This is a genomic window from Pantoea sp. 22096, from assembly GCF_052045955.1.
GTDB classification, from domain to species: domain Bacteria; phylum Pseudomonadota; class Gammaproteobacteria; order Enterobacterales; family Enterobacteriaceae; genus Pantoea; species Pantoea alfalfae.
This window is the reverse complement of sequence record NZ_JBQEPW010000003.1, coordinates 146,171-163,752: the sequence shown is the minus strand read 5'-3', so window position 1 is coordinate 163,752 and position 17,582 is coordinate 146,171. Positions and strand designations below refer to the sequence as shown.

Annotated in this window: 17 protein-coding genes and 1 other RNA gene; 14 read left to right on the top strand and 4 right to left on the bottom strand. The window is 55.3% G+C overall.

Annotation, left to right across the window (positions count from 1 at the left end; genetic code table 11):
- The first annotated feature begins 123 nt into the window (after nucleotides 1–123).
- The 6 genes from epd (at nucleotide 124) to ACTJKZ_RS13425 (ending at nucleotide 6,230) form a co-directional block, all read left to right on the top strand.
- Entirely contained in the window at nucleotides 124–1,143 is a 1,020-nt protein-coding gene (gene epd, locus ACTJKZ_RS13450) for an erythrose-4-phosphate dehydrogenase (protein ID WP_161732622.1), read from the top strand.
- Between the two features lie 51 nt (nucleotides 1,144–1,194).
- Nucleotides 1,195–2,358: a phosphoglycerate kinase gene (gene pgk / locus ACTJKZ_RS13445; protein ID WP_033733685.1), complete on the top strand. Its 1,164-nt coding sequence runs from the start codon at nucleotides 1,195–1,197 to the stop codon at nucleotides 2,356–2,358.
- A gap of 104 nt (nucleotides 2,359–2,462) precedes the next feature.
- The gene (gene fbaA, locus ACTJKZ_RS13440) at nucleotides 2,463–3,542 is read left to right on the top strand and encodes a class II fructose-bisphosphate aldolase (RefSeq protein WP_440829716.1); all 1,080 of its coding nucleotides are present in this window, start codon (nucleotides 2,463–2,465) and stop codon (nucleotides 3,540–3,542) included.
- 192 nt (nucleotides 3,543–3,734) lie between these two features.
- Nucleotides 3,735–4,616, top strand: a complete 882-nt coding sequence (gene mscS / locus ACTJKZ_RS13435) for a small-conductance mechanosensitive channel MscS (RefSeq protein ID WP_440829715.1) — start codon at nucleotides 3,735–3,737, stop codon at nucleotides 4,614–4,616.
- A 124-nt stretch (nucleotides 4,617–4,740) separates the two neighbouring features.
- Nucleotides 4,741–5,364 carry an arginine exporter ArgO gene (gene argO, locus ACTJKZ_RS13430; RefSeq protein ID WP_161732616.1) on the top strand — a complete coding sequence of 208 codons (624 nt, stop codon included), beginning with the start codon at nucleotides 4,741–4,743 and terminating at the stop codon, nucleotides 5,362–5,364.
- A 143-nt stretch (nucleotides 5,365–5,507) separates the two neighbouring features.
- Entirely contained in the window at nucleotides 5,508–6,230 is a 723-nt protein-coding gene (locus tag ACTJKZ_RS13425) for an oxidative stress defense protein (RefSeq protein ID WP_150014177.1), read from the top strand.
- Nucleotides 6,231–6,262: 32 nt separating this feature from the next.
- Here the strand turns inward: ACTJKZ_RS13425 and ACTJKZ_RS13420 are convergent, their stop codons facing one another.
- Nucleotides 6,263–7,168 carry a LysR family transcriptional regulator ArgP gene (locus tag ACTJKZ_RS13420; RefSeq protein ID WP_010248822.1) on the bottom strand — a complete coding sequence of 302 codons (906 nt, stop codon included), beginning with the start codon at nucleotides 7,166–7,168 and terminating at the stop codon, nucleotides 6,263–6,265.
- Nucleotides 7,169–7,350: 182 nt separating this feature from the next.
- Between ACTJKZ_RS13420 and rpiA the strand changes: the two genes are divergently transcribed.
- Both rpiA and serA read left to right on the top strand, forming a co-directional pair.
- A complete protein-coding gene (gene rpiA / locus ACTJKZ_RS13415; protein WP_010248819.1) occupies nucleotides 7,351–8,010 on the top strand; it encodes a ribose-5-phosphate isomerase RpiA in 660 nt (219 codons plus the stop codon).
- Nucleotides 8,011–8,289: 279 nt separating this feature from the next.
- Nucleotides 8,290–9,528 (top strand): phosphoglycerate dehydrogenase, encoded by a 1,239-nt coding sequence (gene serA / locus ACTJKZ_RS13410; protein ID WP_161732614.1) that lies wholly within the window; start codon nucleotides 8,290–8,292, stop codon nucleotides 9,526–9,528.
- 344 nt (nucleotides 9,529–9,872) lie between these two features.
- Here the strand turns inward: serA and ACTJKZ_RS13405 are convergent, their stop codons facing one another.
- The 3 genes from ACTJKZ_RS13405 to zapA all read right to left on the bottom strand — a co-directional run bounded on the left by ACTJKZ_RS13405 (nucleotide 9,873) and on the right by zapA (nucleotide 11,124).
- On the bottom strand, nucleotides 9,873–10,466 hold the full coding sequence (locus ACTJKZ_RS13405; protein ID WP_039389205.1) for a 5-formyltetrahydrofolate cyclo-ligase: 594 nt from the start codon (nucleotides 10,464–10,466) through the stop codon (nucleotides 9,873–9,875).
- A 106-nt stretch (nucleotides 10,467–10,572) separates the two neighbouring features.
- A non-coding RNA gene (gene ssrS, locus ACTJKZ_RS13400) (6S RNA) lies at nucleotides 10,573–10,755 on the bottom strand.
- 39 nt (nucleotides 10,756–10,794) lie between these two features.
- Nucleotides 10,795–11,124, bottom strand: coding sequence for a cell division protein ZapA (gene zapA, locus ACTJKZ_RS13395; protein WP_008925677.1), 330 nt, complete (start codon nucleotides 11,122–11,124; stop codon nucleotides 10,795–10,797).
- A gap of 170 nt (nucleotides 11,125–11,294) precedes the next feature.
- Between zapA and ACTJKZ_RS13390 the strand changes: the two genes are divergently transcribed.
- From ACTJKZ_RS13390 to gcvH, 6 genes are all read left to right on the top strand, one after another.
- Entirely contained in the window at nucleotides 11,295–11,873 is a 579-nt protein-coding gene (locus tag ACTJKZ_RS13390) for a YecA/YgfB family protein (protein ID WP_022623836.1), read from the top strand.
- Nucleotides 11,874–11,919: 46 nt separating this feature from the next.
- Entirely contained in the window at nucleotides 11,920–13,242 is a 1,323-nt protein-coding gene (gene pepP, locus ACTJKZ_RS13385; protein ID WP_440829714.1) for a Xaa-Pro aminopeptidase, read from the top strand.
- Nucleotides 13,239–14,417 carry a 2-octaprenyl-6-methoxyphenyl hydroxylase gene (gene ubiH / locus ACTJKZ_RS13380; protein WP_161732610.1) on the top strand — a complete coding sequence of 393 codons (1,179 nt, stop codon included), beginning with the start codon at nucleotides 13,239–13,241 and terminating at the stop codon, nucleotides 14,415–14,417. The genes pepP and ubiH overlap by 4 nt, the downstream gene beginning before the upstream one ends.
- Nucleotides 14,418–14,430: 13 nt before the next feature.
- Nucleotides 14,431–15,633, top strand: a complete 1,203-nt coding sequence (gene ubiI / locus ACTJKZ_RS13375) for an FAD-dependent 2-octaprenylphenol hydroxylase (RefSeq protein WP_285087839.1) — start codon at nucleotides 14,431–14,433, stop codon at nucleotides 15,631–15,633.
- 432 nt (nucleotides 15,634–16,065) lie between these two features.
- Entirely contained in the window at nucleotides 16,066–17,163 is a 1,098-nt protein-coding gene (gene gcvT / locus ACTJKZ_RS13370) for a glycine cleavage system aminomethyltransferase GcvT (protein ID WP_161732606.1), read from the top strand.
- Between the two features lie 23 nt (nucleotides 17,164–17,186).
- Entirely contained in the window at nucleotides 17,187–17,573 is a 387-nt protein-coding gene (gcvH, locus tag ACTJKZ_RS13365; protein WP_161732604.1) for a glycine cleavage system protein GcvH, read from the top strand.
- Nucleotides 17,574–17,582: the final 9 nt, after the last annotated feature.

Here is a 17,582-nt window from a genome sequence, read left to right as displayed (position 1 = left end):
TTTCAGTTGCCGTGCAGACCGCCCTGATTTCGGACAATGCCGGGTAAGAATCTCCTGTACAAAATGCAGTGAAACGCTCAGGCTAACGGCACGTTTTTTTCAGTCTGACGTGGCAGGAGAGAAATGACGGTACGGGTAGCGATAAATGGTTTTGGCCGGATTGGACGCAACGTCCTGCGCGCGCTCTATGAAACGGGCCGACGCGCAGAGATCACTGTGGTCGCCATTAACGAGCTGGCAGAAGCCACCGGTATGGCACACCTGCTGAAATACGATACCAGCCATGGCCGTTTTGCTTTCGATGTCCGTCAGGAGCGCGATGTGATGTGGGTGGGGGGGGATACCCTGCGTATTTTGCACCGTGCAGACATTACCGATTTGCCCTGGCGTGAACTCGACGTGGATGTGGTGCTGGACTGCACCGGCGTCTATGGCTCGCGGGCTGATGGCGAAGCGCATCTGCAGGCGGGCGCTAAAAAAGTGCTGTTCTCTCATCCCGGTGGCAACGATCTCGACGCCACGGTGGTGTATGGCGTTAACCAGCAGGCACTGACCGCCAGCGACCGCATCGTTTCCAACGCCTCCTGTACGACGAACTGCATTATTCCGGTGATTAAGCTGCTGGATGATGCGTTTGGAATCGAATCCGGTACCGTCACTACGATCCACTCGGCGATGCACGATCAGCAGGTGATCGACGCCTATCACAGCGATCTGCGCCGCACACGCGCAGCCAGTCAGTCGATCATTCCAGTGGATACGCGTCTGGCGGCCGGCATTACCCGTATTTTTCCGAAATTCAACGATCGCTTTGAGGCAATAGCCGTTCGCGTCCCGACGATTAACGTGACGGCCATTGATCTCAGCGTTTCTGTGCATAACGCGGTGACAGCGTGTGATGTTAACACCCTGTTGCGGAGCGCGGCAGAAGGGGCATTTCGTGGTATAGTTGACTATACGGAATTACCGTTAGTCTCAGTAGATTTTAACCATGATCCGCACAGTGCCATTGTGGATGGAACACAAACGCGGGTCAGCGGTCAACACCTTATCAAGACCCTGGTCTGGTGTGACAACGAATGGGGCTTTGCTAACCGAATGCTCGACACGACGTTAGCGATGGCCGCAAGCGGTTTCAGGTAAGACGCGGTTTGCGTCTGGCAAAACTTATGAGAATCAACGAGAGGGTTCACCATGTCTGTAATTAAGATGACCGATCTGGATCTGGCTGGCAAACGCGTTCTGATCCGTGCCGATCTGAACGTACCAGTTAAAGAAGGTAAAGTGACGTCTGATGCACGTATCCGTGCTTCTCTGCCAACCATTGAAGCGGCGTTGAAACAGGGCGCGAAAGTAATGGTTACCTCCCACCTGGGTCGTCCGACCGAAGGTGAGTACAACGAAGAGTTCTCGCTGCTGCCGGTAGTTAACTACCTGAAAGAGAAGCTGAGCGGCACCAATGTGACCCTGGCAAAAGATTACCTCGATGGTGTTGAAGTCGGCGCTGGCGAACTGGTGGTGCTGGAAAACGTTCGCTTTAACAAAGGCGAAAAGAAAGACGACGAAGCGCTGTCTAAAAAATATGCTGCGCTGTGCGACGTATTTGTGATGGACGCCTTTGGTACTGCGCACCGTGCGCAGGCGTCTACCCACGGCGTCGGCAAATTTGCCCCTATCGCCTGTGCTGGCCCGCTGCTCTCTGCGGAACTGGAAGCGCTGGGTAAAGTCATGAGCAACCCGGAGCGTCCGCTGGTGGCTGTCGTTGGCGGTTCTAAAGTCTCTACCAAATTTGACGTGCTGCAGTCTCTGGTCAAAATCGCGGACACCGTGATTGTGGGCGGCGGCATCGCGAACACCTTCGTCGCTATCGACAACAAAGTCGGTAAATCACTCTATGAACCCGACTTCGTTGAAGCAGCCAAAGGCCTGCGTGATCAGCACGGCATCCCGGTTCCGACTGACTCACGCGTCGGCACAGAATTCTCTGAAACTGCGCCAGCGACCGTGAAAAAGGTTTCGGAAGTGGCGGATAACGAAGAGATTATGGACTTCGGTGACGAAACTGCACAGGCAATGGCTGCTATCCTGAAGGATGCTAAAACCATTCTGTGGAACGGCCCGGTGGGCGTATTTGAGTTCCCTAACTTCCGTAAAGGCACCGAGATCGTGGCTAACGCCATTGCAGACAGCGATGCCTTCTCTGTTGCTGGCGGCGGCGATACCTTAGCGGCTATCGACCTGTTCGGCATTGAAGACAAAATTTCCTACATCTCTACCGGCGGCGGCGCGTTCCTTGAGTTCGTGGAAGGCAAAAAACTGCCTGCAGTTGCTATGCTGGAAGAGCGTGCTAAGCAGTAATCCTTTGGGGGCGATGCCCGTGGCATCGCCTGAAGTCTTGCCCGTCTGGGCGTTTAAATCGACGTTCCTCAAGGGGAACAACGGTCACGAAACAGGACACAATCATGTCTAAAATTTTTGATTTCGTAAAACCCGGCGTTGTCACTGGTGATGACGTACAGAAGATCTTCAAAGTTGCGAAAGAGAACAAATTCGCACTGCCAGCCGTAAACTGCGTCGGCACCGACTCTATCAATGCCGCACTGGAAGCCGCTGCGAAAGTTAAAGCGCCAATCATTATCCAGTTCTCTAACGGCGGTGCTGCATTTATCGCGGGTAAAGGCTTCAAGACTGATAAACCACAGGGCGCGGCCATTTTCGGCGCTATCGCGGGTGCACATCATGTTCACCTGATGGCTGAGCAGTATGGCGTGCCGGTTATCCTGCACACTGACCACTGTGCCAAGAAACTGCTGCCATGGATCGACGGTCTGCTGGACGCGGGTGAAGAGTATTTCCAGAAAAACGGTAAACCACTGTTCTCTTCTCACATGATCGACCTGTCAGAAGAGTCTCTGGAAGAGAACATCGAGATCAGCAGCAAGTACCTGGCGCGCATGGCGAAACTCGACATGACGCTGGAAATCGAACTGGGCTGCACCGGTGGTGAAGAAGATGGCGTGGATAACAGCCACATGGACGCTTCTACACTCTACACTCAGCCGGAAGATGTGAACTACGCGTACGAAAAACTGCATGCGATCAGCCCGCGCTTCACCATTGCGGCTTCATTCGGTAACGTGCACGGTGTTTACAAACCAGGTAACGTGAAACTGACCCCAACCATTCTGCGTGATTCGCAGAAATATGTGTGTGAAAAACATGGCCTGCCGCACAACGCGCTGGACTTCGTTTTCCACGGCGGTTCAGGTTCTTCAGCTGCAGAAATCGAAGAGTCTATCAGCTACGGCGTGATCAAGATGAACATCGATACCGACACCCAGTGGGCAACCTGGGACGGCATCCTGCAGTACTACAAAAAGAACGAAGGCTATCTGCAGTCGCAGCTGGGTAACCCGGAAGGCGACGACAAGCCAAACAAAAAATACTACGACCCACGCGTCTGGCTGCGTTCTGCCCAGGCCTCTATGGTCGTGCGTCTGGAGCAGGCTTTCAAAGAGCTTAACGCTGTCGACGTGCTGTAACTGACATTCAGTTATCGTACAAAAAAGGCCCGAAAGGGCCTTTTTTTTGGCTTTTTTTCGTCAGATTTGTGTCAAAAGCCATGCAGGTTTGGCACACCGCCATTTATTGTTTACCCTTTTGTCAGGGATTGTCAGAGCGGTTCTGACAATATGTTGTTATTTCCCCGGGCAATTTAATTACAGGATGGTTCCATGCAGGATACGGGTATGTTTGATGAGCTCAACAACGCGGGTAACTGGATAGTACGCAATCAGGAGCTGCTGATTAGCTATACGGTAAACATTGTCGCAGCTATTGCGATTATCTTTGTGGGGATGATGATTGCACGCATCATCTCTAATACCGTTAATCGTCTGCTGCGCGCGCGTCATATTGATACGACCGTTGCTGATTTTCTGTCGGCGCTGGTGCGCTACGGTATTATCGCCTTCACACTTATCGCGGCACTCGGGCGCATTGGTGTCCAGACAACCTCGGTCATCGCCATACTTGGTGCAGCCGGTCTGGCAGTCGGTCTGGCATTAAAAGACTCCCTGTCAAACCTTGCTGCGGGCGTACTGCTGGTGATTTTCCGTCACTTCCGTGCCGGTGAGTTCGTTGATCTGGGTGGGATCATGGGTACGGTAATGAACGTGCAGATCTTCTCCACCACGCTTAAGTCAGCCGACGGCAAGCGAGTGGTGGTACCTAACGGTAAAATTCTTGCCGGAAACATCGTTAACTTCTCGCGTGAACCGGTTCGCCGTAATGAATTTATCATTGGCGTCTCTTACGATGCCGATGTTGATGAGGTTCTGACGCTGCTGCGTGAAGTGGTCGATGCTGACAGCCGTGTATTGCAGGATAAAGGCGTGCAGGTTGGTCTGAATGAGCTGGCCGCTTCCTCCATGAACTTTGTGGTGCGCTGCTGGAGCAACAGCGGCGATCTGCAGGACGTCTACTGGGACCTGCTGAAGAACTTTAAGCGTGCGCTGGATGGCAAAGGGATTGGTATTCCTTATCCGCAGATGGATGTGCATCTGCACCGTGTCAGACAGTCAGACGCAACTACGCCAGAGACTCAGCCACAGTAATCTTTCAGTGGGCGGCTTCTGTCGCCCATTCATTTTGCTAATCGCAGATTAATTCTTTCAATTTCCGCTAATCATCCTCTCTCTTTATACTTCTCCTCCTCTAACGATGTGAGGAAATAATCCTGTGTTATCTCTCTATTTTCAGGGGCTTGCCCTTGGCGCCGCGCTGATTCTGCCGCTGGGCCCGCAGAACGCTTTTGTGATGAATCAGGGGGTAAAGCGTCAGTATCATCTGATGACGGCAGCCCTCTGCTCGCTGAGTGATATTCTGCTGATCTGCGGTGGGATCTTTGGCGGCAGCGCCTTGCTGAGCCAGTCTCCACTGCTGCTGATGGTGATCACCTGGGCGGGTGTAGCCTTTCTGTTGTGGTATGGCTGGGGCGCATTGCGTAACGCTTTTCGCGGCGACGCCGATCTGTCGGATGGTGAGCCATTAAAGCAGAGCAGGGGACGCATTATCGCGACGCTGCTGGCAGTGACCTGGCTCAATCCGCACGTCTATCTCGATACCTTTGTGGTGCTGGGCAGTCTTGGCGGTCAGTTGCCGACCACCACCGCGCGTCAGTGGTTTGCGCTGGGCACCATCAGTGCGTCGATCCTGTGGTTCTTTGGTCTGGCGCTGCTGGCCGCCTGGCTGTCACCACGCCTGCGCACCGCCAAAGCCCAGCGCATCATTAACCTGCTGGTGGGCGCGGTGATGTGGTTTATCGCCCTGCAACTGGCGCGCCAGGGCATTGCCGGATTTTGATCCCAACGTCGATCCGGTGCGGTTATTGCCGCGCGGAGGCCGAACTTTTGCCATAATGACCACTCAAAGCATGGCGCATACCGATGCGCTGTTGGGCTTCGCCGGTTGGAAGCCGTCATAGTACCTTTTCAAGGAGGACTTTCATGAAACTGAAAGCATTGGCTCTGGCCGCAATCATGAGCGCCGGGGCATTGCCTGGCGTATACGCTGATGAGTTACCGAACGGACCGCACGTGGTGACCTCAGGCAAGGCAACGGTCGATGCCCGTCCCGATATTGCGACGCTCTCTATCGTGGTGAACGTGTCGTCTAAAGATGCCGCAGATGCGAAAAAGCAGGCGGATAGCCGGGTTGCGCAATATTTCGATTTTCTGCAGAAAAACGGCATTGAGAAGAAAGATATCGATGCAGCTAACCTGAGCACACAGCCTGAGTACGATTACACCAAAGAGGGTAAATCGGTACTGAAAGGCTACCGCGCGGTGCGTCAGGTACAGGTCACCCTGCGTCAGCTGGATAAGCTGAACGATCTGCTGGACGGGGCGCTGAAGTCCGGTCTGAATGAGGTACGCAGCGTCGAGTTAGGCGTGGCAAACCCGGAAAGTTACAAAGAGCAGGCGCGTAAAGCCGCGATTAAAAACGCGACTCAGCAGGCATCACAGCTGGCTGAAGGCTTCAACGCGAAGCTGGGATCCATCTACAGCATTCGTTATCAGGTTGCCAACTATCAGCCGATGCCAATGAACCGCATGTATAAAGCGGCTGCCGCGGCGGATACGTCGGCGCAGGAAACCTATGATCAGCAGAGCATCAACTTTGACGATCAGGTGGATGTGGTGTTTGAGCTCAAGCCCAACACGCCATAATGCAAAACGGGGCTGATGCCCCGTTTTTGTTTTCAGGCTGCCACGTCATCCTGCCGCAGCACCCGATGTCCATGCGCAATCAGCGCATCGGTCACCCGACGCATTAACCGGCTTTCCGGCGCAAACCGATGCCAGTAGAGCATCCGCCGCTGACACAGACCCGGCGTCAAATCGATTAACTCACCGCTTGCCAGCTCACGCTCAATCTGAAGATGTGGGATCATACAGCAGGTCGAACCCTGTCGCGCCATCTGCACAAAAGCTTCAGAGGAGTTCACAATGTGACAGGGCACGCTGCCCGGTGAGAGATCAAAGTTCTGCTGCAGGAAGGCCTGATGCATATCATCAAGATGGTCAAACGCTACCGCAGGCGCTTTCAGCAGGGCAGAGCGAGTGACGCCGTTTGGGAAGAAGCGATCGGCAAAGTCGCGTGACGCCACAAACAGATAGTCGAGCGCACCGAGCTGATCCACCAGGCAACTTGGCAGCGGCTGCGGCTGAATACTCACCGCACCCACCACTTCACCCCGACGCAGACGCTCCTGAGTGCGGGTTTCATCTTCGACCTGCAGATTCAGACGCACAGGTGAATCCGCCAGTACATCTTTCAGTGCGGGCAGCAGCCAGGTCGCCAGACTGTCGGCATTGACCGCCAGCGACAGCAGCAGCGGCGTGGTGCCACTGTTCTCGTCGCCCAGCCACTCCTCTTCCAGCAATTCTACCTGATGCAGCAACGCCAGCAGTTTTTGCCCCTGTTCAGTCGGACGCGGTGGCACGGTACGTACCAGCAGCGGCTGACCAAACAGGTTCTCCAGCTGCTTGATACGCTGTGAAACCGCCGACTGGGTGATACATAACTTTTGTGCGGCACGCTCAAAGCCGCGTTCGCGGATCACTGAATCCAGCGCCTGAAGCGTTCGATAATCCGGGCGTTTCATTCTTCTTCTCTCTCCTTCAGGGTGGACGTCACTATGCCACAAAAGTGTCACCTGTGATGGCTCTCTTATTTTTTGTGGGCTGGCTTCCAAAGCGATAAATCCACGTCGGACAGCCGAGCATTTTCAGCAAGCCTTGTTTTATACTACGCGCACTTCGTTGTCGCACAGGTTTTAAACATACCATGACCCAGGATGAACTGAAAAAAGCCGTTGGCTGGGCTGCACTTGAGTACGTGCAGCCGGGCACCGTTGTTGGCGTAGGCACCGGATCCACCGCTGCCCACTTTATTGATGCGCTGGCCACAGTCAGGCATCAGATTGAAGGTGCTGTCTCCAGCTCGGATGCCTCAACCCAGAAGCTGAAGAGCCTGGGTATTCAGGTGTTCGATCTGAACGAGATTGACCTGCTGTCGGTATACGTTGATGGCGCGGATGAGATCAACCCACAGATGCAGATGATCAAAGGCGGTGGCGCAGCGCTGACGCGCGAAAAGATCGTGGCCGCAGTGGCAGAGACGTTTATCTGCATCGCTGACGCCTCAAAAGAGGTCGATGTGCTGGGGCGTTTCCCTCTGCCGGTCGAAGTGATTCCGATGGCGCGCAGTTACGTGGCGCGTCAGCTGGTGAAAATGGGTGGCTTACCTGAGTATCGTCAGAACGTGGTCACGGATAACGGCAACATTATTCTTGATGTGCATAATCTCCGCATTCTCGATCCGATTGAGCTGGAAAAAACCATCAATGCTTTGCCTGGCGTCGTGACCGTTGGCCTTTTTGCCGCGCGCGGTGCCGATATCGCATTGATCGGCGGTCCTGATGGCGTGAAAACCATCAAAAAATGATCTGTCTGGCGCTGTAAAGGCGCCGGTTATTTCTGCCTGCAAATCATCTTTTCTCGCGTCGGTGAAATTTGGTGACTTATGTCACATAACCGTCATCGACAGTAGGTTCGTTCTCTCTTCATCGCTGACCTCATGATTTTGTCCGGCAATGTGCTGCTGCCAGCCATTGCCATGCTGGCTGGCGGGCAATCGTTTGTATTGCCGGACGCGATTTTTTTGATATTTTGACAGAAGGCTGGCTTATGGTAGTCCTCATTGAATGCTGAATAGGATCGGGAAATGGCAAAGGTATCACTGGAAAAAGATAAGATTAAGTTCCTGCTGGTGGAAGGTGTCCATCAGAGCGCGCTGGAAAACCTGCGGGCTGCAGGCTATACCAACATCGAATTCCACAAGGGCGCACTGGACTCCGACGCGTTAAAAGCATCGATCCGCGATGCGCACTTCATTGGTATCCGTTCCCGCTCCCAGCTCACTGAAGAGATTTTTGCGGCGGCTGAAAAGCTGGTCGCCGTGGGCTGTTTCTGTATCGGCACCAACCAGGTTGATCTGCAGGCGGCTGCCCGCCGGGGTATCCCGGTGTTCAATGCGCCTTTCTCGAATACCCGCTCGGTGGCGGAGCTGGTCATTGGTGAGATGCTGCTGATGCTGCGTGGCATCCCGGAAGCAAACGCGAAAGCACACCGTGGCATCTGGAATAAGATTGCCAAAGGCTCATTTGAAGCGCGTGGCAAAAAGCTGGGCATCATCGGTTACGGTCATATCGGTATGCAGCTGGGCGTGCTGGCAGAAAGTCTGGGCATGCATGTTTTCTTCTACGACATTGAAAACAAGCTGCCGCTGGGTAATGCCACGCAGGTACGCCATCTTGCAGACCTGCTCAACATGAGCGACGTTGTCAGCCTGCACGTGCCGGAAACGGCCTCTACACAGGATATGATCGGTGCAGAGCAGCTGGCGCAGATGAAACCCGGTGCGCTGCTGATTAACGCCTCACGCGGTACAGTCGTGGATATTCCCGCGCTGTGTGATGCCCTGGCCAGCAAGCATGTGGGTGGTGCAGCCATCGACGTCTTCCCGACCGAGCCAGCCACCAACAGCGAGCCGTTTATCTCTCCATTGAGTGAGTTCGACAATGTGATCCTGACGCCGCACATTGGCGGATCGACAGAAGAAGCGCAGGAGAATATCGGGATTGAAGTGGCGGGCAAGCTGGCAAAATATTCCGATAACGGCTCGACTCTCTCAGCGGTCAACTTCCCGGAAGTATCACTGCCGATTCACGGTATCAGCGCCAGTCGTCTGCTGCATATCCATGAGAACCGTCCTGGCGTGCTGACGGCCATCAACCAGATTTTTGCCGAGCAGGGTATCAACATCGCCGCCCAGTATCTGCAAACTTCACCGTTCATGGGCTATGTGGTGATCGACATTGATGCAGAGCCGGAAGTGGCCGAGAACGCGCTGCAGCTGATGAAGGCGATTCCGGGTACTATCCGCGCGCGTCTGCTCTACTAAGCGCTACCAACCTGAACAGGCGCTTAGTCGCGTCTCTTCAGGTAGGTAATACAGGCTGTCGCGATTTACTGTAAGATCGAGACTGCGAAGAGAACACGGTCAGATCGGAAAGACGCAAAATCCGCCATCCCTGGCATGCCCGGCCCGCGCGATTAGGCACCTCATCCCTGAGGTGCGCCCGTAAACGGGCCAACGCTTTGCGTTGTTCAAAAACGCTCCCGGCGTTTTTGTCCCTTGCGCGGGACGCTTTCCTCTTCTGACCATGTTCCCTGCGCGTTAAGCTTTTCCATTGCTGCCAGATGCGCCCAGGTATGGGTTTTCACTTGTCTGCAAAAGCGACGCTTCTACTCCCACTGCCAGAGTTTTGATGGCGTCATTACCGCCGGCAAAGGCACATCCCATTCTGCCACCGGCAGGCTATCGACCTGCTGACAATCGTGTGCCAGGCCCACCGGCAAAAAACCGTGCTGCCGCCAGTTCTGCAGGGTACGATCGTAGAAGCCGCCGCCCATCCCCAGACGCTGTCCATGCTGATCAAATGCCACCAGCGGCACCATCATCAGATCCAGTTGGTCAAGGGTGATCAACTGCCGGATATCCAGCGGCGGTTCAGGAATGCGCAGCTTATTTTTGAGCAATGGGGTATCGGGCGAGTAGCGCAGAAACAACAAATTACCGGGGGAGAAGGGGTGTAAAACCGGCAGACAGACCGTTTTCTTCAGATGCCAGAGGCGGGCAATCAGCGGACGGGTATTCAGTTCGCCATCCACCGACAGAAAAAGGGCGATATTGCGCGCTTCAGTCACCGGGGCGTAGTTGAGCGCATGTTCAGCGAGCTGCTCAGCGGCCTGCGTTTGCTGCTCATCGGTGAGTGCCCGTCGCAGATGTCGCACATGCTGGCGAATCGCCTGACGCTGGGTCATTGAAGGTTCAGACATGGAAGGTTCAGACATGGAAGGTTCAGACATGATTTCCCCGCCGGATAAGTCGCTGTTGAGCGACTATAACATGTCAGTCAGGGGAAAAAGCAGGACTACAGGAAGAGAGATCTCCGAGATGCCGCCGTAGGCTGTAACCCTTGAACCCTTGGTTCAAGGTGAACATGCCGTCATAACCATCAGGCTTCTCGGACGAACCGAGCATGCACACAGGTTACGAGCGTCACATTCTGTTTTTTCGAAATATCGGCTCAGGGGACTGGCCCACATGCAAACATCTCAGAGAAGATTTACCTCACCGTTACTTAAGTATAGCAACCATGAAGTTTTATTCGAATTTCGCACCCTCACGCTCAGAGATGCGACCCTGCTCAACTAATGCCTGTTCAATCGTCTGCTGCAACATACGGATACGTTGTTCCATATTAGCAGCATAATCGCGCGTTTTCACTTTCTCTTGCGCCAGCTCGTGGCAGACGTTTAACGCGGCGATGAACACCAGTTGTTCTGTATTGGTGACTCTAGTGCGAACTTTTAGATCTTGCAACCGTTGATTGAGATCTTCAGCCGCGCTATTGAGCGCATCTTGCTGCTCTGGCGGACAATTTACTCTCAACGAACGACCAAAAATTTGTAAATCTACCGGTTGTGCAGACATGCCACCTTCCTGACTGATTACTTCGCTCGCAACTCCCTTAGCAGTCAATGGCTTGGGAGGCGGGCAACTATATAGACCCACGAAATAAGATACAACCCCTTTTCTGGAAACCTTGAGGCAGCTAGTGGTAGCATAACACGAACTTATTCTGCCAACGACGATGAAAACTTATGTCCTTACAGAACGCAACCCCCGATTACAACGCGCTCGCGGCGGTGCTCTCACAGCAGGGTGTTGGAATGACGCCCGCGGAAATGCATGGCCTGTTGAGCGGGATCCTCTGCGGTGGTAACCAGGACACCAGCTGGAAGACGCTGGTACACGATCTGGCTAACGAAGGCATGGCGTTTTCACACACTCTTGCCGTGCCGCTGGCGGAGCTACACGAGCATACGGCGACTACGCTGGAAGATGAAGGCTTCCTGTTTCAGCTGCTGCTGCCTGCTGACGACGACATCACCGTATTCGACCGTGCCGACGCGCTGGCGGGCTGGGTTAACCATTTTCTGCTCGGCCTGGGCGTAACACAGCCTAAACTGGATAAGGTCACCGGCGAAACCGGCGAAGCAATCGACGATCTGCGTACTATCGCCCAGCTCGGTTACGAAGAAGATGAAGACCAGGAGGAGCTGGAGCAGTCGCTGGAAGAGGTGATTGAGTATGTACGTGTCGCCGCACTGCTGTGCCACGATACGTTTACCCGTCCACAGCCTACTGCGCCAGAAGTGCAAAAACCGACGCTACACTAATTTCAGGTCAACGCGTTTAACCGGTCAGTTTACAGGGAGTGCAGAGATGATTTCACTGGAACGATACCTGCAGCGTCGTCAGGCGCTGCTGGCAAAGATGGCGCCTGGCAGCGCAGCGCTGATTTTTGCTGCGCCCGAAGTGACGCGCAGTAATGACACGGAATATCCGTTTCGTCAGAGCAGCGACTTCAGCTATTTCACCGGCTTTAACGAGCCGCAGGCACTGCTGGTACTGATCAAAAGCGATGAAAATCACAACCACAGCGTGCTGTTTAACCGCGTTCGCGACCCGGCAGCGGAAGTCTGGTCTGGCCGTCGGCTGGGCCAGGAGGCGGCTCCCGAAAAACTGGGCGTCGATCGTGCCCTCCCCTGGAGCGATATCGGCGAACAGCTGCACCTGCTGCTGAATGGCCTTGACGTCATTTACCATGCGCAGGGCGAATATGCCCATGCGGATACGCTGGTGTTCAGCGCGCTGGACAAGCTGCGTCGCGGTTTCCGCCAGAATCTCAGCGCGCCTGCCACCGTCACTGACTGGCGTCCGTGGGTGCATGAGATGCGTCTGTTTAAAGATGCGGATGAAATTGAGTTGTTACGTCGCGCCGGGATAATCAGCGCACTGGCGCATACCCGTGCCATGCAAACCTGCCAGCCAGGCATGTTCGAGTATCAGCTGGAAGGGGAAATTCTTCACGAGTTTACCCGTCACGGCGCGCGTTTTCCCTCCTATAACACCATTGTGGGTGCTGGTGAGAACGGCTGCATTCTGCACTACACCGAAAATGAAAGTGAAATGCGCGATGGCGATCTGGTGCTGATCGATGCAGGCTGTGAATTCTACGGCTACGCTGGCGATATCACCCGCACCTTCCCGGTTAATGGCAAATTCAGCCCGGCGCAGCGCGCGATTTATGACATCGTACTGGCTTCGCTGAACCGATCGCTTGAGCTGTTCCGGCCCGGCATCAGCATTCGTGAAGTGAATGATGAAGTGGTGCGCATTATGGTGACGGGCCTGGTTGAACTAGGCATCCTTGAAGGCGACGTTGATACCCTGATCGCTGAAGAAGCACATCGCCAGTTTTACATGCATGGCCTGGGGCACTGGCTGGGGCTGGATGTTCATGATGTCGGTCACTATGGTACCCCGAGCCGCGACCGCGTATTGGAGCCGGGCATGGTGTTAACCATTGAGCCGGGCCTTTATATCGCCCCGGATGCGGATGTGCCCGCACAGTATCGCGGCATCGGTATCCGAATCGAAGATGACATTGTGATCACTGAAGATGGTATTGAAAATCTTACCGACAGCGTCGTGAAAGAGGCCGATGAGATTGAAGCACTGATGGCGGCGGCAAAACAGGCATGACGATTCTGATTGCCGGCGGCGGCATGACCGGGGCGACGCTGGCGCTGGCGCTCTCCCATCTCACTCAGGGTACCCTGCCGGTGACGCTGATTGAAAGCAGTGAGCCGGGCAGTCGGGCGCATCCCGGTTTCGATGGCCGCGCGATTGCGCTCTCTGCCGGCACCTGCCAGCAGCTGGCGGACATCAATCTGTGGCAGCGCATCGCCAGCTGTGCCACCCCGATTACCGACATCCATGTCTCCGACCGCGGGCACGCTGGCTTTGTGTCGCTGGCAGCGGCGGATTACGCTATTCCGGCACTGGGACAGGTGGTTGAACTGTTTGACGTCGGTCAGCGGCTGTTTGCGGAACTGAAAAAAGCGCCAGGTGTGACGCTGTGCTGTCCGGCGCGCGTTACGCATGCCCAACGCAGCGAGCAGCAGGTGGAGGTGACGCTGGACAGTGGGGAGCAACTCAGCGGCAAACTGCTGGTGGCGGCGGATGGCACGCGCTCTGCGCTGGCCGCCTCGTGCGGTATCCAGTGGCAACGGGACGACTATCAACAACTCGCCGTGATTGCCAATGTCACCACTGCGCTGCCTCATCAGGGCCGGGCATTCGAGCGTTTCACCCAACATGGCCCGCTGGCGCTGCTGCCGATGTCCGGCAACCGTCTGTCGCTGGTCTGGTGTCATCCGCTGTCGCAGCGTGAACAGATTGAGGCGTGGAGCGAGGCTGAATTTCTCAGCCAGTTGCAGCGTGCCTTTGGCTGGCGCCTGGGCAAATTCACCCACACCGGTCAGCGTGAATATTACCCGCTGGCGCTGCACCGGGCGATGTCGCCCGTGACGCATCGCGTGGCGGTGGTGGGCAATGCGGCGCAGACGTTGCATCCGATTGCTGGTCAGGGCTTCAATCTTGGCCTGCGTGATGTGATGTCGCTGGCTGAAACCCTGGCCGCCGCCCATCGCCAGCAGCAGGACCCCGGCAGTTATGCAGTGCTTAACCATTACCAGCAGCGTCGTCAGCCCGATCGCGCCGCGACTATCGGTATTACCGACGGGCTGGTTCGCGTCTTTGCGAATCGCTATGGCCCGATGGTAGCCGGTCGCAACCTGGGCCTGCTGGCGATGGATCATCTGCCGTGGCTACGAAATCAACTGGCTAAGCGTACGCTTGGCTGGGTTAAGCGTTAATAAAGAGGCTCAGATGCAAACTTTTGATGTGGTGATTGCCGGTGGCGGTATGGTGGGACTGGCGGTGGCCTGCGGCTTGCAGGGCAGCGGACTGCGCATCGCCGTCCTGGAAAAATCACCGGAGCCACCGCTGGCGATGAGTGCGTCACCGTCCATTCGCGTGTCGGCGATCAACGCCGCCAGTGAACGGCTGTTGCAGAAGCTGGATGTCTGGTCGACCATTCTCTCGCTGCGTGCCAGCGCTTATCACGGCATGGAAGTGTGGGATAAGGATAGTTTCGGTGCCATCGCCTTTGATGATGAGCATCAGGGCCTGTCGCATCTGGGCCATATCATCGAAAACCCGGTGATCCATAACGCGCTCTGGCAACGCGCCAGTGCCTGCAGTGACGTAACGCTGATGGCACCCTCGCAGTTACAGCAGGTGGCATTTGGCGACAACGAAGCCTTTATTACCCTGCAGGATGGCAGCATGTTAAGCGCGCGATTAATGATTGCCGCCGACGGTGCCAATTCCTGGCTGCGTAATAAAGCCGATATTCCGCTGACCTTCTGGGATTACGATCACCATGCGTTAGTGGCTAACGTCCGCACTGAGAAGCCGCACGACGCAGTAGCGCGCCAGGTGTTCCACGGCGACGGCATTCTGGCTTTCCTGCCAATGCAGGATCCGCATCTGAGCTCTATCGTCTGGTCGCTCTCGCCGCAGGAAGCGAGCCGTCTGGAAACCATGCCGGAAGCGCTGTTCAATCAGCAGCTCTCGGTGGCGTTTGATATGCGGCTCGGCCTGTGCCAGCTGGAAAGCGAGCGCAAATCGTTTCCGCTGGTGGCGCGCTATGCCCGCAACTTCGCGGCACACCGTCTGGCGCTGGTGGGCGATGCGGCTCACACCATTCATCCGCTGGCGGGTCAGGGCGTTAACCTTGGGTTTATGGATGCCGCCGAGCTGATCGGTGAGATTCGCCGCCTGCATCAGCAGGGCAAAGATATTGGTCAGCACCTCTATCTGCGTCGCTATGAGCGCAGCCGTAAGCACAGCGCCGCCATGATGCTGGCGGGAATGCAGGGCTTCCGTGAGATGTTCGCTGGTAATAATCCGGCGAAGAAACTGCTGCGCGACGTGGGTCTGAAGCTGGCGGATCGCCTGCCAGGGGTAAAACCGATGATGCTGAAGCAGGCGATGGGCCTGAATGATTTGCCCGCCTGGCTACGCTAAATCCACGCCTCCTGATAAGCCAGCATCTGCTGGCTTTTTTTATATCTGAACCCCTCTGCACCACCAAAATGCAACGCTGCACCATCAGGGATCTTCGTTTGATTTATTCTAATTTTGCGGCTGAATTCGCATTACTTTTTCTCATTCATCTCCTGGCGAGCTGCGGGATTTTTTTAACATCCTGAATGCCATCTCGCATAAATTTGCTGCGTATATTTATAATCACTGAATTTATTGCGCGATTAATCACAAAATTGCAGTTTTTTATCCTGTTGGTGGTCGTTCCTGGTTAGGCTGTGCATCTGCTTTCGACCCCGGTTTGCTTATGGTTAATCGTCAGATTCGGTGGTAACGTCAGCCGTAAGAGAACGTTTGCGTCGGCACTGAATTCCGGCGCACTTTTGCACTCAACCGCTTCTGCACAGGATGGTTATGACTCAGCAAACACCTCTGTTTGAACAGCATCAGGCCTGCGGTGCCCGCATGGTGGATTTTCATGGCTGGATGATGCCGCTGCACTATGGCTCCCAGATGGATGAACATCATCTGGTGCGCAGCGATGCCGGTATGTTTGATGTCTCTCACATGACCATTGTTGACCTGACAGGTCAGCGGACCCGCGAATTCCTGCGCTACCTGCTGGCAAATGATGTGGCAAAACTGACGCAGCCGGGTAAAGCGCTCTACACCGGCATGCTGAATGCATCGGGTGGCGTCATTGATGATTTGATTGTTTACTTTATGAGCGAAACGTTCTTCAGACTGGTGGTGAACTCTGCCACCCGTGAGAAGGACCTCGCCTGGATCATCCAACACGCAGAGGGCTATGGCATTACGCTTACCGAACGTGATGACCTGGCGCTGATTGCCGTGCAGGGGCCGCAGGCGCAGCAGAAAGCACAGACGCTGTTCAGCGAAGAACAGCGTCAGGCTGTTGCTGGCATGAAGCCATTTTTCGGCGTGCAGTCAGGTGACCTGTTTATCGCCACAACCGGTTATACCGGCGAAGCGGGCTATGAGATTGCTATGCCTGCAGAGGAGGCGGCCGGTTTCTGGCAGCGTCTGCTGGCCGCAGGCGTAAAACCTGCTGGCCTTGGCGCGCGCGACACGCTGCGTCTGGAGGCGGGTATGAATCTTTATGGTCAGGAGATGGATGAAGGCGTTTCACCGCTGGCCGCCAACATGGGATGGACCATCTGCTGGGAACCCGCTGACCGCGATTTTATCGGCCGGGAAGCGCTGGAACTGCAGCGTGAACGCGGCACCGAAAAGCTGGTGGGACTCATCCTCACAGAAAAAGGGGTGCTGCGTAACGGCCTGCCGGTGCGTTTCACCGATGACCAGGGGCAGTTGCAGGAAGGGATCATTACCAGTGGTTCTTTCTCACCAACGCTGGGTTGCAGCATCGCCCTTGCGCGTGTTCCGGCCTCTATCGGCAGCACTGCCATCGTTGAGATCCGTAACCGTCAGATGCCGGTTCAGGTTACCCGTCCCGTTTTTGTCCGCGCCGGTAAGCCGGTCGCCCAGTAAATTTTATTCAGGAGAAATGGCCAATGAGCAATGTGCCGAATACGTTGAAGTACCGCGACAGCCACGAATGGGTGCGCAAAGAAGCCGATGGCAGCTACACCGTGGGAATTACGGAACATGCGCAGGAGTTACTGGGCGACATGGTGTTTGTCGATCTGCCGGAAGTGGGCGCGACGTTTGCCGCTGGTGAAGAGTGCGCGGTCGCAGAATCCGTTAAAGCGGCTTCAGATATCTATGCGCCGATCAGCGGTGAGATTGTGGCGGTCAACGAAGCACTGACTGACTCACCGGAGCAGGTCAACAGCGAGCCTTATGAAGGCGGCTGGTTATTCAAAATCAAAGCCAGCGACGCGTCTGAAATCGACACGCTGCTGGATGCGGATGCTTACAAAGCCTCCATCGACGAGTAGTCGTCAGGC